Origin of the sequence: Nocardioides sp., assembly GCF_031422975.1 — a bacterium.
GTDB lineage: Bacteria > Actinomycetota > Actinomycetes > Propionibacteriales > Nocardioidaceae > Nocardioides.
In genome coordinates this window covers 1-12,938 of the sequence record NZ_JANPEO010000352.1, presented here as the reverse complement: position 1 = coordinate 12,938, position 12,938 = coordinate 1, and the positions used below count along the sequence as shown (strand labels likewise).

15 protein-coding genes and 2 pseudogenes are annotated in these 12,938 nt (G+C 69.9%); 4 read left to right on the top strand and 13 right to left on the bottom strand.

Annotated features, from left to right (window positions below; all coding sequences use genetic code 11):
• Positions 1 to 612 (bottom strand): annotated as a pseudogene (locus tag RMO85_RS10735) (magnesium chelatase); the annotation flags it as partial.
• 128 nt (positions 613 to 740) lie between these two features.
• Here RMO85_RS10735 and RMO85_RS10730 point away from each other — a divergent pair.
• Both RMO85_RS10730 and RMO85_RS10725 read left to right on the top strand, forming a co-directional pair.
• Positions 741 to 1,178 carry a pyridoxamine 5'-phosphate oxidase family protein gene (locus RMO85_RS10730; RefSeq protein WP_310528718.1) on the top strand — a complete coding sequence of 146 codons (438 nt, stop codon included), beginning with the start codon at positions 741 to 743 and terminating at the stop codon, positions 1,176 to 1,178.
• Positions 1,179 to 1,230: 52 nt separating this feature from the next.
• Positions 1,231 to 2,811 carry a GAF domain-containing protein gene (locus RMO85_RS10725; RefSeq protein ID WP_310528717.1) on the top strand — a complete coding sequence of 527 codons (1,581 nt, stop codon included), beginning with the start codon at positions 1,231 to 1,233 and terminating at the stop codon, positions 2,809 to 2,811.
• Between the two features lie 64 nt (positions 2,812 to 2,875).
• Here RMO85_RS10725 and RMO85_RS10720 read toward each other — a convergent pair whose 3' ends face one another.
• The 5 genes from RMO85_RS10720 to RMO85_RS10700 form a co-directional block, all read right to left on the bottom strand.
• Positions 2,876 to 3,466, bottom strand: coding sequence for a hypothetical protein (locus RMO85_RS10720; protein WP_310528716.1), 591 nt, complete (start codon positions 3,464 to 3,466; stop codon positions 2,876 to 2,878).
• 113 nt (positions 3,467 to 3,579) lie between these two features.
• Positions 3,580 to 4,227 (bottom strand): response regulator transcription factor, encoded by a 648-nt coding sequence (locus RMO85_RS10715; RefSeq protein WP_310528715.1) that lies wholly within the window; start codon positions 4,225 to 4,227, stop codon positions 3,580 to 3,582.
• A gap of 16 nt (positions 4,228 to 4,243) precedes the next feature.
• On the bottom strand, positions 4,244 to 5,419 hold the full coding sequence (locus tag RMO85_RS10710) for a lipid-transfer protein (protein ID WP_310528714.1): 1,176 nt from the start codon (positions 5,417 to 5,419) through the stop codon (positions 4,244 to 4,246).
• Complete coding sequence (locus RMO85_RS10705; protein WP_310528713.1) at positions 5,416 to 5,829, bottom strand: OB-fold domain-containing protein; 414 nt, start codon at positions 5,827 to 5,829, stop codon at positions 5,416 to 5,418. The genes RMO85_RS10710 and RMO85_RS10705 overlap by 4 nt, the downstream gene beginning before the upstream one ends.
• Positions 5,830 to 5,850: 21 nt before the next feature.
• Positions 5,851 to 6,327, bottom strand: a complete 477-nt coding sequence (locus RMO85_RS10700; protein ID WP_310528712.1) for a GNAT family N-acetyltransferase — start codon at positions 6,325 to 6,327, stop codon at positions 5,851 to 5,853.
• Positions 6,328 to 6,397: 70 nt separating this feature from the next.
• On the opposite strand from RMO85_RS10700, the gene RMO85_RS10695 reads away from it, so the two are divergent.
• Positions 6,398 to 6,784, top strand: a complete 387-nt coding sequence (locus RMO85_RS10695; RefSeq protein ID WP_310528711.1) for a VOC family protein — start codon at positions 6,398 to 6,400, stop codon at positions 6,782 to 6,784.
• A 5-nt stretch (positions 6,785 to 6,789) separates the two neighbouring features.
• Here RMO85_RS10695 and RMO85_RS10690 read toward each other — a convergent pair whose 3' ends face one another.
• From RMO85_RS10690 to RMO85_RS10660, 7 genes are all read right to left on the bottom strand, one after another.
• Complete coding sequence (locus RMO85_RS10690; RefSeq protein ID WP_310528710.1) at positions 6,790 to 7,317, bottom strand: DinB family protein; 528 nt, start codon at positions 7,315 to 7,317, stop codon at positions 6,790 to 6,792.
• 146 nt (positions 7,318 to 7,463) lie between these two features.
• Positions 7,464 to 8,180, bottom strand: a complete 717-nt coding sequence (locus RMO85_RS10685; RefSeq protein WP_310528719.1) for a VOC family protein — start codon at positions 8,178 to 8,180, stop codon at positions 7,464 to 7,466.
• A 28-nt stretch (positions 8,181 to 8,208) separates the two neighbouring features.
• Positions 8,209 to 8,811, bottom strand: a complete 603-nt coding sequence (locus tag RMO85_RS10680; RefSeq protein WP_310528709.1) for a hypothetical protein — start codon at positions 8,809 to 8,811, stop codon at positions 8,209 to 8,211.
• 145 nt (positions 8,812 to 8,956) lie between these two features.
• On the bottom strand, positions 8,957 to 9,916 hold the full coding sequence (locus RMO85_RS10675) for a YihY/virulence factor BrkB family protein (protein WP_310528708.1): 960 nt from the start codon (positions 9,914 to 9,916) through the stop codon (positions 8,957 to 8,959).
• Between the two features lie 30 nt (positions 9,917 to 9,946).
• On the bottom strand, positions 9,947 to 10,723 hold the full coding sequence (locus RMO85_RS10670) for a TSUP family transporter (RefSeq protein ID WP_310528707.1): 777 nt from the start codon (positions 10,721 to 10,723) through the stop codon (positions 9,947 to 9,949).
• A 41-nt stretch (positions 10,724 to 10,764) separates the two neighbouring features.
• On the bottom strand, positions 10,765 to 11,196 hold the full coding sequence (locus tag RMO85_RS10665; protein ID WP_310528706.1) for a hypothetical protein: 432 nt from the start codon (positions 11,194 to 11,196) through the stop codon (positions 10,765 to 10,767).
• Positions 11,197 to 11,209: 13 nt separating this feature from the next.
• Positions 11,210 to 12,601, bottom strand: coding sequence for a cystathionine beta-synthase (locus RMO85_RS10660; RefSeq protein ID WP_310528705.1), 1,392 nt, complete (start codon positions 12,599 to 12,601; stop codon positions 11,210 to 11,212).
• A 40-nt stretch (positions 12,602 to 12,641) separates the two neighbouring features.
• Between RMO85_RS10660 and RMO85_RS10655 the strand changes: the two are divergent.
• Positions 12,642 to 12,938 (top strand): annotated as a pseudogene (locus RMO85_RS10655) (SGNH/GDSL hydrolase family protein); the annotation flags it as partial.

Here is a 12,938-nt window from a genome sequence, read left to right as displayed (position 1 = left end):
GACGTTGAGCATCGCCACCTGGATGCGCTCGGCGAGGTCGGGCAGCTCGTTGATCGCGACGATGCCGCGGTGGCTGCGGGGGATGAGCCCGAAGTGGATGGTCTCGGGGTCGCCCAGGCGGCGGCCCTCGGCGACGCGCATCGGGTCGACGTCGCCGATGAGGTCGGCGACGCTCGTGTCGGGGGTGGCCAGCTTCTCGGCGTACCTCTCGTCGCGGTGGCGCCACGAGATGCGCAGCTCGTCGCCGTACGTCGCCACCGACTGCTTGGAGGCGATCGTGATCGCGTCGAAGGGGTGCTCGCCCAGCTCGGAGCCGGAGATCACCGGCGACCACTCATCCAGCAGGCCGACCAGCGAGCGCAGCAGCCGAGTCTTGCCCTGGCCGCGCTCGCCGAGGAGCACCAGGTCGTGACCCGCGATGAGCGCACGCTCGAGCTGGGGGATGACGCTGTCGCTGAAGCCGTGGAGGCCGGGCCACGGATCGACCCCGTCGCGGAGAAGGGCGAGCAGGTTGTCGCGCAGCTCGACGCGGAGCGGCTTGAGCTCGTGGCCGGAAGCGCGGAGCTCGCCGAGGGTGGCGATGGCGGGAGACTCGGTGGCAGAGAGGGTCACCTGCTCAACGCTAGACCCGAGGGCAAGACCGGTCGGGCGCAATGGACCCCGTGCTCGGGACCTACGGCCCTGCTGGGCGACGACACCTGCGGTGACGATGGGGTTAGTCGACGAGGGAGAGGTGTGTCATGGCTGACCTGTTGGAGCTGAGCCGAAGCGAGTGCGAGACGCTGCTGAGGCTGGGCGTGGCCGGTCGCGTGGCGATGACAACGCCCACCGGCCCCCACATCCTGCCGTTGAACTATGCGGTCAGCCTGGGCGACATCGTGATCTGCACGACGCCGTACAGCGTGCTGGGCACCTACGGCCGCGACAACCTCGTGGCCTTCGAGATCGACCACTTCGAACACCCCAATCACCGGGGCTGGAGCGTCGTGGTGCGAGGACGCGCGGCAGCGGTGGAGGACCCCGACGAGCTGCGCGCCCTGCTCAAGGTCCTGCCGCGCCCGTGGGCCGGTGGCACCCGGTCGCTCTACCTGCGCATCCCACTCACGGAGGTGACCGGACGCCGCCTCGGCGACGGCTGGGACCTCGAGGAGTCACTCCCGGTCCGCCGGGTCATGTGACCCGACGAGGGGCCCGAGCCCGCCGGCTGGACACCAGGGCCACACTGAGCCGGTGACCACGCTCAGATCCTCGACCACGAACACGGCGTTGAACGGGTCTGCGCAGGCCCTGCTCGACGCCGTGTCCGCCATCGCCAGCGACCTCGACCTGACCAGCGTCCTGACCCGGATCGTCACCGCGGCCACCCAGCTCACAGACGCGGAGTACGGCGCCCTGGGGGTGCTCGGCAGCGACGGCCGACTGGTCGAGTTCCTCACCACGGGGATCGACGAGGCCACCCGCGCCCTGATCGGCGACCTTCCGACCGGCGACGGCATCCTCGGCGTGATCATCTCGGAGCCGAAGGGCCTGCGGCTGGTCGACCTGGCCGCCCACCCGAGATCGGTCGGCTTCCCGGCCAACCACCCGCCGATGAGCTCGTTCCTCGGGATGCCCGTACGCATCCGGGGGACCGTCTTCGGCAACCTCTACCTGACCGAGAAGCGCGGCGGGCTGCCCTTCACCGAACAGGACGAACAGCTGGTCGAGGCCCTGGCCGGGACCGCCGGCCTGGTCATCGACAATGCGCGCACCTACGGCCTCAGCGAGAGGCGACGACGCTGGCTGGAGGCGACCGCCGAGATCGGCGTCGACCTCCAGCCACCGGTGCACGCTGAGAACGCGCTCGGCAAGATCGTCGACACGGCACGCGCCGTGTCGGGCGCGCGAGCCACCGTGCTGCTGGCCACCCACGCCGCCGACGGGGACGCCGTGGCGGCCGACCCGGCCGACCTCGACCTCGTGCGCGAGCTGGTCGACCACGTGCGCAACGACCTCGAACTCGATGTGTCCGCTCCAGCGCATCGCCTGATCGTCGGCGGCGTCGACGCGGTGGTGATCCCGGTGCGCGCCCACCTCGCTCCTGTCCTGGCCCTGGCTGCGCTGTTCGACAGGTCCTCGCCCCTCAACGACGCGAGCGAGCGGGAGCTGCTGGCCAGCTTCGCCGATCAGGCGGCGTTGGCTCTCGATCGCGGCCAGGCCGTCGCCGACCGGCAGGAGCTGGCGCTGATCTCCGATCGCGAGCGGATCGCTCGCGACCTCCACGACGTGGTGATCCAGCAGCTCTTCGCGGCGGGCCTGCAGCTCCAGGGAGTGGCATCGATGGTGTCGAGCCCCGAGGTCGCCCGCCGGCTCGACGAGACGGTGGCGTCACTGGACGACACCATCAAGGCGATCCGCGGCACGATCTTCGAGCTCCACGACAAGCAGGGCTCGTCGCTGCGCTCCGAGATCCGGGCACTGGCTCGCGACTACGTCCCGGTGCTCGGCTTCAGCCCCACCGTGCGCACGAGTGGTCCGATCGACACGGTCGTTCCCGGAACCGTCCACGCCCAGGTGCTGGCAGTGCTGCGCGAAGCGCTCTCCAACGTGGCCCGGCACGCGCTCGCCGAGAGCGCGGAGGTCGAGGTGCTCGTGAGCGTGCACGATCTGGTGCTGCGGGTGGCCGACGACGGCATCGGGATGCCCGCCGACCCGCGCGAGAGCGGGCTGCGCAATGCGCGACGCCGCGCCGCCGATCTCGGTGGGGTGCTCGAGATGCTGCCCGGCTCGGGTCGCGGCACCACCCTCGTGTGGCGGATCCCGCTCGACTGACCTGTGCCGACATGCGCAGAACCCGCCCGGTCACCCGGGCGGGTTCTGTGCGGTGGAGCTCAGATCACTTGAGGATCGGGTGCTTCTGGACCAGTTCCGTACGGCGCCACAGCCCGCCCAGGCCCCAGGTGGTGCCCACGGCCGCCAGGCCGAGGAGGACCATGACGATCAGGCCGACGACGTGGTCGTCGATGATCGGGTTGTTCTCCAAGGGCACTACGGCGGCGTACATCATCGCGTACAGCAGCGCGCCGGCGGCGGTGCCGATGCGGATGCCCACACCCAGCAGAAGGGTGAGGCCGATGCCGAGCAGGCCGAGCATGAACAGCCAGTCGACGACGGCGTAGCCGGCAAGTCCGTTGAAGAACCCCTTGAACGGGTTGTCGGCCGGGACACCGAAGGTCAAGAAGCCCTCGGTCGGGCTGCCACCGTTGATCCAGGCGGCGTCACCGAAGCGGTCGAGCACGCCGTCCTGGTCGTAGCCGGTGTGGAAGCCGAGCGCGAACGTCTTGTCGAGGAAGGCCCACAAGAAGGTGAACCCGAAGACGATCCGCAGAGCGGCGAGAGCCCGATCCACTCCGGTGACCGTCTCCTCGGACTCCGAGGTGGTGACGCCTTCACTCGTGATGTTGTGTTGACGATGGATGACGGCCATGACGGGCCCTCCTGCTGAGTAGGGGTGATGCGTTGTCCTTGCACCTCTACTCTCGTGCGGCCGAGGCAGGCCGGTCAGGGGACGAGGTCCCGCCGCCGGTTGGCCAAAGGTCCCTACTTGCCGGGACCCAGGAGCTTGGAGGCCAGCACGGCCGCCTGGGTGCGCCGCTCGAGGCCGAGCTTGGCCAAGATGCTGGAGACGTAGTTCTTGACCGTCTTCTCGGCCAGGAACATCCGCTCGCCGATCTGCCGGTTGGTCAGTCCTTCGGCGATGAGAGCCAACAGCTTGAGCTCCTGCTCGGTGAGGTCGGAGAGCTCGGGCGCGGTCGCGGGCCCGTTGCGGACCCGCTCCAGCACCCTGGCCGTCAGCGCCGGGTCGATCAGCGAGTTGCCCGCAGCGACCTGGCGCACCGCGCTGACGAGGTCGCTGCTCCGGATCTCCTTGAGGACATAGCCCGACGCCCCGGCCATGATCGCTGCGAACAGCGCCTCGTCGTCGTCGTAGGACGTCAGGATCAGCGCACGGATGCTCGGGTCGACCGAGCGCACGGCCCGACAGACCTCGATCCCGGAGCCGTCCGGCAGCCGCCCGTCCAGGACCGCGACGTCCGGCTTGAGGGCGGGTATGCGGGAGATGGCCTCGACGGCCGAGGCCGAGTCGCCGACCACCTCGATGTCGTCCTGCCGCTCGAGCAGGAAGCGCAGACCCTCACGCACCACGTCGTGGTCGTCGAGGAGGAACACGCGAATGGGCTTGGTCACACGATATGGAAGCACGTCAGCGGGACAGGAGCACAGCCGAACCGTGCCCGAAGAGTCCCTGGTTGGCCGTGATGCCCACCCGAGCCCCCTCGACCTGTCGGCCCTCCGCCTGGCCGCGCAGCTGCCAGGTGAGCTCGCAGACCTGCGCGAGCGCCTGCGCGGGCACGGCCTCACCGAAGCACGCCAGCCCGCCGCTGGGGTTGATGGGGATGCGTCCGCCGATGGTGGTCTCGCCCGCCCGGAGCAGGTGCTCGGCCTCGCCGGGCCTGCACAGCGCCAGGTCCTCCATCCAGTCCAGCTCGAGCGCGGTCGAGAGGTCGTAGACCTCGGCCACGTCGACGTCCTCGGGGCCGATGCCGGCTTCGTCGTACGCCGCCCGGCCGATCGACTCCTTGAAGGTGGACTCCCCCGGCGGCCCTGCGTCCGTCGACAGCCATGGCATGTCGATCACCGTGTGGGGGAAGGTCGGGGTGACCGTCGCGATCGCGGCGACCGTCACGTCCGAGCTGAGGGCGTGCCGTGCGGCGTACTCCTGCGAACACACGACGACTGCGGCGCCGCCGTCGCTCGTGGCGCAGATGTCCAGGAGGTGCAGCGGGTCGCAGACCACGGCACTCGCGACCACGTCGGCGACGCTGACCTCCTTGCGGTAGCGCGCGTTGGGGTTGGCCAGCCCGTGCTTGGAGTTCTTCGCCTTCACGGCCGCGAAGTCCTCCGACGTCGCACCGTAGAGGTCCATCCGGCGGCGCGCGTAGAGCGCGAAGTAGGCCGGGTTGGTCATGCCCAGGAGCCGGAACCGCAGCCAGTCGGGGTCGTCCCAGCGCTCGCCGGCGTTGGGTGCGAGGAAGCCCTTGGGGGTCGTGTCTGCGCCGACGACCAGCGCGACCTCGGAGAGGCCCGCGAGGATCCTCGCCCGGGCGATGTCCAGCGCCTGGGCGCCGGTCGCGCAGGCGGCGTACGACGTCGCGACGCGAGCGCCGTTCCAGCCCAGGGCCTGGGCGAACGTCGCGCCGGCGACGTAGCCGGCGTAGCCGTTGCGCACCGTCTCGCCACCGACGATGAGGTCGACGTCCTGCCACGCGATGCCGGCGTCCTTGAGGGCGGCGCGCGCGGCCACGACGCCGTACTCCACGAAGTGCCTGCCCCACTTGCCCCACGGGTGCATGCCGACCCCGGCCACGACGACGCTCATGAGGCCACCGGCTGCCAGCGCCAGATCAGCTCGCCCGGGCACAGCTCCTCCACGACGAGCTCCACCCGGGCGCCGACGGTCAGGTCGGCGACGCCGAAGCCGTCGGCGACCTGCCCCAGGACGACGAGTCCTTCGGGCAGCTCGACAGCGGCGATCGCGAAAGGCGCGTGCACCTCGCCGCGGGCGATGTAGGGCGCCGGCGGCTGGTACTGCGCGTCCGTGTAGGACCACACCGTGCCGACGCGGCTCAGCTCAGCGGATTCGAACCCCTCGCCGTCGCACCCCGGGTTGCGGCAGAAGCCGCTCACCGGCGGGAAGTAGACGGTGCTGCACGAGGGGCAACGCGAGCCGAGCAGCGCCGGGGCCTCACCGGTGGTGAACCAGCCCTCGATCGCGGGTGTGGCAGTCATGGACACAGACTAGAACAGGTTCTAGATATCGCGGTACATCACGTGGAGTCCGACCCGGCCGTGGGTCGCACTGTCGAAGGCCCCGGGCACGGTGCCGATGATCTCGAAGCCCAGGTCGCGCCACAGGCGCACGGCGGCGGTGTTGGTCTCGACCACGGCGTTGAACTGGATCCCGGCGAACCCGGCGTCGCGATGCCACGTCAGGGCGTACGCCGCCAGCCGCCGTCCCACGCCTCGCCCACGCGCGGCGGGGCTGACCATGAACGATGCCGTGCCGATGTGGGCGCCACGACCGGGGCGGTTGGGACCCATCTTCGCGCTGCCCATGATCACGCCGTCCTCCTCGAGCACGACGGTGTTCTCGTCCATCCACCACGGCTGGGCCGTCTCGATGGTCAGGTCGAGCGGGAACGCGTAGGTCTCGCCGGCCCGGACGATCTCGTCGAAGAACGGCCAGATGTGCGGCCAGTCGTCATCGGTGGCCCTGCGGATGCTCATGATTGACCCATCTCGATCATTGTGCTCGGCCGCGGTCGGACGGACGATGGAGACGACCAAGGAGGCCCCCATGCCACTCACTCACCGTCCTGTCGCGATGATGCTCCCCGTCACCGACGTCGAGCGCGCACGGAAGTTCTACGCCGAGTCCCTGGGGCTCGACTACACCGGCACCAACGACGAGGGCAGCGCGATGTTCACGCTGGAGGGTGGATCCACCCTGCTGCTGCTCCCCCGCCCCGGCGGCACGCGCTCGGAGAGCACCGCCATGAGCTTCGAGGTCGACGACATCGGCAGCGAGGTCTCCGACCTCGAGGGCCGCGGAGTCGTCTTCTTGGACTACGACCTGCCCGAGCTCACGACCGTCGACCACGTCTGCGAGTTCGGCACCGAGAAGGCGGCCTGGTTCAAGGACCCCGACGGCAACGTGCTCTGTGTGCACCAGCAAGTGACCTGACTCGCTCACTCGCCGGTGGCGCCGTCGATCGACTCGCGGATCAGGTCGGCGTGACCGTTGTGGCGCGCGTACTCCTCGATCATGTGGATCAGGATCCACCGCAGGTCGAAGTGCTCGCCGGTGTGTCGACTCTTCACCCTGGCCCGCAGGTCGAGGTTGTCGCCGATGTCGTCGAGGGTGCGGTTGCCGACCGCGATCGCGTCGTCGAGCAGGCCGACGAGGACCTCGGGCGGGTCGTCCGCGGCGGTGCGGAACTCCCAGTCGGGGTCGTCGACCCCGTCCACCCCCTGCCACGGCTCGGCGTCGTCGTTGCCGAGCAGGATGACCGAGAACCAGTAGTCCTCCACGAGCGCCATGTGCTTGAGCAGGCCGCCGAGTGAGAGCGTGCTCGGCGGGAGCGTCCTGGCGAGCTGCTCCTGGCTCAGGCCGGCCGCCTTCTGCTTGAGCGTCCCGCGGTGGAACTCGAGCCACGCGCGGAGCTGGACGACCTCGGGGCCGTGGGTGGGCGGGCTGACGCGTTCGCTGTCCGGCATGGCCGCGACGTTAGCGGCACCGACTCGCGGCGACCCGTTTGGACGCTCCTCGGGGTCGCCGGCGCGTAGACGCGCGGACATTGCTCGCTCCGCGAGGCAGGGTCGAGCGTGGAGTCGGAGGCAGACCGGGACCAAGGTCCGCGTGTCTACGCCAACTGGTCCGGTGACCGATCGGTCAGGCAGTAGGCCATGCCGGCGGGGTCCGACATCACCGTCCAGGAGTCGTGGTCGGCCACGACGCCCGCACCGAGGCCCACATGGCGCACCAGCTCCCGCTCACGGGAGGAACACGCGAGATCGAGGTGAGAGCGGACCGGGCCGTCGTCGCCAACCCGCTGGAGCAGGACGCGCAACGCCTGGCCGTCAGGGCGGACGAGGCGCTCGAACTCGGCGTAGGACGATTCGACGTGCGGCCACTCCAGCAGCGACTGCCAGAAGGCGGCCTCCGCGTCGAAAGCGGCCCCCGGGATGTCGAGACACACCTGGTCGATGATGCTGCGCGAGCCGTCCGGCCACCGAGCGGGCGGTGCGACGCGATCGGCCGGGTGGGTGACCAGGCAGAAGGTACGTCCGCCGGGCGAGCGCATCACGACATGTCCGAGGTCGGCGACCTCGACGGCGCCGAGCGAATCGGCCCGCTCGGCCGCCGAGCGGGGGTCAGGGGTGTGCAGGTCGAGGTGGACCCGCGGCGACCGGTCACCCACCCGCTGCATGCGCAGGTGGTCGTCGCCGGCGGGCGGGACGAGGGTCAGGAACTCCTCGTCCGCACCCCGACGGGCCGAAGGCGAGTAGCCACTCACCCTCGACCAGAAGGTCACCGAGGACTCGAAGTCGGGCGCTGGTACGTCGATGAAGGCGCTCATCCAGAACACGACCCGAGCCTAGGTGATGTCAGAGGGTCGGACCCTCGCCACGCAGCTTGTCGACCTCGGACATCGCCTCGCGCAGCTGGCCGAGCCACGCGTCGGCGTGTTCGCCGACCAGTCGGACCGACCAGGCCAGTGCATCCGAGCGCGAGCGGGCCACGCCCGCGTCGACCAGGGTGTCGAGCACCTGCCGCTCCGGCTGGCGCAGTCGCGTCATCACCGGCGCGGACACGTGGGTGAACAGGGCAGTGGTGTCACCGAGGCTGGCGCCCCACGAGACCTTGCGCTGGTAGCGGGCCTCGGCCTCGAGCGCGATCTCGATCCGCTGCTCGCGCGTCTCGGACCGGAAGCGGCCGATCCGCCCCTCGGCCCCGGCGGCGGTGGCCGACTCGTCGGCCAGTGTGCCGATCACCAAGATCTCCTCGCGGTCCGTCGTGACGCTCACGTCGGTGAACCACTCGGACGGCAGCCGGCCGGCGAACCAGTCGGCGGCGTCGTCGGCGCTCGGCAGGTCGGCGACCTGCCAACCGCCGCGGCCTCGCGGGCCACCGCGGCCTCGACCACGGCCCTCGCCGCGCCCTCGGGGGTTCTCGGTGGTGTTCTCAGAACTGTTGTCTGGGGTGTTCATGATGCTTCTCCTTGCTTCGTGCGTTACATGATTACACCATTACAACGCACACGCCGCACCTTCATTCCCGGATCCACCGACGACTTCTCAGCGCGGCGGCGTGGTGTGCCCGCACGAGTCCGCTGCGCGCTGGTGACCTGGGAGGTCACTCCTTCTCGTCCCAGGAGACCGAGACCCGCTCGAAGCCCTTGTGCCGTTGCATGCGCGCGTACGACGCGTACGCACGCCGGTCGGCAGGCGTCAGGTCGACGGCGTCGGTGAAGGGGGTGAGCAGGGCGCGGGGGTAGAGCCGGCGCGCGATCACCACGTTGATCTCCATCGCCAGCACCGCCATCACGGCGCCGATGAACAAGAAGCCGACGAGCCCGAGCACCAGCCCGAAGGTCTTGGTCATCGACGTGGTGTCGACCAGCACCTCGGCGACATAGAGCACCCCGAGCAGTTGCAGCCCCTGCCACATCAGGGCCAGCGCGAAGCCGCCGGGAGCGGCACGCCGGAAACTGTGCTGCCCGGTCGCGGCGAACCGGAACAGGATCGTCAACATCGTGCCCACGATGAGCACGGTCACCAGCGGCAGCAGCCACTTGGTGCCGACCTCGAAGAAGGCGGTCGTCGTGCTCGCGATCGTGGAGATCACCGTGACCGAGAGCAGCGCCGCACCGGCGGTGAGCAGCAGGACCAGGCTCTTGACCCGGGCGTAGAACGGGTTGGGCCGGGAGTTGCGCGGCACCGACCAGGCGACGTGCATCGCGTTCTGCAGGGACTGGGCCAGACCCAACGAGCCGTAGAGCGCGGCCAGCGAGCCGAAGGCCACACCGGCGGCGGAGCCTCTGAGTCCCTCCGGTCGCCCGAGCTGGTCGCCGATGATCGGAAACTGACCGAGGGCGGAGTTGAGGATCTGCTCCTGCCACTCCGGCCTGGCGCCCAGCACGAAGCCGAGGATCGAGGTGCCGAGCAGCATCAGCGGGAAGATCGCGACGAACGCGTAGTAGGTCATGATCGCCGCGAGGTAGTTGCCCTGGTCGTCGAAGAACTTGTAGATGACGCCGAGCGGGAATCCGATGACCGGATGCCGGCGCTGGAAGCCGTCGACCGTCCCCACCACTCCCACACCCTCACGCTACCGGTGCCACGCTCACCAGACGCCGAGGACGCCACTACCGAGGCGTACGACGAGGGCCGAGACCACCACGAGGAAGAAGATCCGCACGAAGCGGGCCCCCCGGGCCATGGCGACGCGCGCCCCGGCATATCCGCCGGCGATGTTGGCCACCGCCATCAGCGGGGCGAGCTGCCAGAGCACGGCACCCTGCGGGATGAAGACCACCAGCGCCGCGAGGTTGGTCGCCCAGTTGGCGAGCTTGGCCTTGGCCGAGGCCTCGAGGAAGTTGTAGCCGAGGACGCCCACCAACGCGAAGACGAAGAACGAGCCGGTCCCCGGCCCGATCGCACCGTCGTAGAAGCCGACGGCCAGCCCCGTCATCAGCACGGCCGACAGGTGCCTGCCGCCGCTGAACCGCAGCTGGGTCAAGGCACCGACGCTCGGCCTGAACCACACGTAGGAGCCCACCAGCACCAGCGCGACCAGGATGACCGGGTCGAAGGCACTGCGCGGCATCAGCGTTGCGACCAGCGCTCCCCCGAACGATCCGACGAAGGCCGCGAGCATCAGCGGCAGGAACGTCCTGGGGTCGGGCCGGATGCGACGGAAGTACGTCGCCGCGCTGATCGACGTCCCGCAGAACGACGCCAGCTTGTTGGTGGCCGCGATCTGCACGACCGAGGCACCGGGCAGGCCGATCAGCAGGGCCGGCAGCTGGATCAGTCCCCCACCGCCGACGACGGCGTCGACGAAACCGGCGGCGAGGGCCGCCAGGACCAGGAGCGCGACGGTGGTGATCGACAGCTCCATGGCCCGACCCTGTCACGATCGCGCCATGCGCCTCGTCCCGGTCAGCGCGTGACCGGCTGCACCTGGATCAGGTCGTAGCCCTGCGGCACGACCTGTCCGAACCCGGGGCAGTCCATCGGCGACGCCTTGCCGGGGGCCAGCTCCAGCTCAGAGGTGCAGTGGATGGTCGCCTGCAGCTCACCGTCACCCACGAAGACGAACTCGAAGAGCGCGAACCGTGACTCGTCGCCGTCGTTGGTCACCTCACCGGTGATGAAGGGCTGGTCCTGCTCCTCCAGCTCGATCATCTGCGTGGTGGTCTCGAGTGCCCAGCCCTCGGACACCGTGAACCCGTTCCAGGTGAACTCCTGGCCCAGCTCCACCTGGACCTTCGCGGTCGGGTCGTCGGGCTGGTCGGTGGCCGTGGAGTCGTCGGCGCAGCCGGCGGCAAGCAGGAGCAGCAGTGCGGCCAGAGTGCCGCGAACCATCGTCATCACAGGTCCATCCTCATCCGCGCGCCAAGAACGCCAGCAGGTCCTGCCGGGTGAGTACGCCGACGGGCTTGCCGTCCTCCTGCACGAGCACCGCGTCCGAGGACTCCAGCAGGCCGACAGCCTCGCGGGCCGGAGACGTCGAGCCGATCGTCGGGAGGGGTGGGGACATGTGCTGCTCGACGGGGTCGGTGAGCGTGGCCGTGCCCGCGAACAGGGCATCGAGCAGCGTTCGCTCGGAGACGGACCCGGCGACCTCGGCGGCCACGATCGGCGGCTCCGCAAGCACGACGGGCATCTGCGAGACGCCATACTCCTGCAGGATGTGCACCGCCTCGGCGACCGTCTCGATCGGGTGCGTGTGCACGAGGTCGGGAAGCTGGCCCGACTTGCCGCGCAGCACCTCGCCGACGGTGCGGTCCTGCGAGTCGCCCCCCGTGGCGAAGCCGTAGGAGCTCAGCCACTCGTCGTTGAAGACCTTGGTGAGGTAGCCGCGACCGGAGTCGGGCAGCAGCACCACGATGACCGCGTCGGTGCGGCCCTGTGCTGCGAGCTCCTGGGCGAGCTGCTTGGCGGCGAAGGCGGCCATGCCGGACGAGCCGCCGACGAGCAGCGCCTCCTCGCGGGCCAGGCGGCGGGTGAAGGCGAACGAGTCCTTGTCTGCGACCTCGATGATGCGGTCGGCGACGGTGCGGTCGTAGCAGTCGGGCCAGAAGTCCTCGCCGACACCCTCGACGAGGTAGGGGCGGCCCGAGCCGCCGGAGTAGACCGAGCCAGCGGGATCGGCGCCGATCACCTGGACGCCGGGATTCTGCTCCTTGAGGTAGCGACCGATGCCGCTGATGGTGCCGCCGGTGCCCACACCGCACACGAAGTGGGTGATCCTGCCGTCCGTCTGCTCCCAGATCTCTGGGCCGGTGGTCTCGTAGTGCGAGCGCGGGTTGTGCGGGTTGGAGTACTGGTCGGGCTTCCACGCGCCCGGCTGGGAGGAGAGCCGATCGCTGACGTTGTAGTAGGAGTCGGGGTGCTCCGGAGCGACGGCGGTCGGGCAGACGACCACCTCGGCGCCGTACGCCTTCAACACGTTGCGCTTGTCCTCGCTGACCTTGTCGGGGCACACGAAGATGCACTTGTAGCCCTTGGCCTGCGCCACCATCGCCAGACCGACGCCGGTGTTGCCCGAGGTGGGCTCGACGATCGTGCCGCCGGGCTGCTGCTCGCCGGACGCTTCGGCGGCGTCGATCATGCGGGTCGCGATGCGGTCCTTCACCGAGCCGCCTGGGTTGAGGTACTCGACCTTGGCGAGCACGAGTGGGCCTTCGGCACTCCCGAGATCGTCGAGAGAGGTGGACAGCCACAGCAGCGGGGTGATGCCGATGAGGTCGAGGAGCGAGTTCACATACTTCACGTGGTCAATGTAGCCATCTACTCGTGCGTAACATGAAGTCGTGGGGACGACAGGGGCAGCGCGCAAGCTCGCATCGGCGGCGGCATTCGGAGGCGGAGGACTCTCCGTGCTCGGCGCCGGGCTCTACGGCGTGCTCAGGGCCGAGGCTCAGCTCGCCCGTCGCGCGATCGGCGAGCCGACCGCCGACAACCGGCCTCCGGAGTCGAGCGGGTGGTACGGCCGGGGCCGGCCCGGGCCCGCCATCCGGCTCGCGCTGCTGGGTGACTCCAGTGCCGCGGGATACGGCGTCGAGCGGGTCGAGGACACGCCCGGTGCCCAGCTGGCGAGCGGGGTGGCG

Bases quoted from the DNA above. Each gene is read 5' to 3' on its own strand.
- RMO85_RS10730 (WP_310528718.1), top strand. From the start codon at position 741: ATGGCTGACCTGTTGGAGCTGAGCCGAAGCGAGTGCGAGACGCTGCTG.
- RMO85_RS10720 (WP_310528716.1), bottom strand. From the start codon at position 3,466: ATGGCCGTCATCCATCGTCAACACAACATCACGAGTGAAGGCGTCACC.
- RMO85_RS10710 (WP_310528714.1), bottom strand. From the start codon at position 5,419: ATGAGCGTCGTCGTGGCCGGGGTCGGCATGCACCCGTGGGGCAAGTGG.
- RMO85_RS10705 (WP_310528713.1), bottom strand. From the start codon at position 5,829: ATGACTGCCACACCCGCGATCGAGGGCTGGTTCACCACCGGTGAGGCC.
- RMO85_RS10700 (WP_310528712.1), bottom strand. From the start codon at position 6,327: ATGAGCATCCGCAGGGCCACCGATGACGACTGGCCGCACATCTGGCCG.
- RMO85_RS10695 (WP_310528711.1), top strand. From the start codon at position 6,398: ATGCCACTCACTCACCGTCCTGTCGCGATGATGCTCCCCGTCACCGAC.
- RMO85_RS10690 (WP_310528710.1), bottom strand. From the start codon at position 7,317: ATGCCGGACAGCGAACGCGTCAGCCCGCCCACCCACGGCCCCGAGGTC.
- RMO85_RS10685 (WP_310528719.1), bottom strand. From the start codon at position 8,180: ATGAGCGCCTTCATCGACGTACCAGCGCCCGACTTCGAGTCCTCGGTG.
- RMO85_RS10680 (WP_310528709.1), bottom strand. From the start codon at position 8,811: ATGAACACCCCAGACAACAGTTCTGAGAACACCACCGAGAACCCCCGA.
- RMO85_RS10670 (WP_310528707.1), bottom strand. From the start codon at position 10,723: ATGGAGCTGTCGATCACCACCGTCGCGCTCCTGGTCCTGGCGGCCCTC.
- RMO85_RS10665 (WP_310528706.1), bottom strand. From the start codon at position 11,196: ATGACGATGGTTCGCGGCACTCTGGCCGCACTGCTGCTCCTGCTTGCC.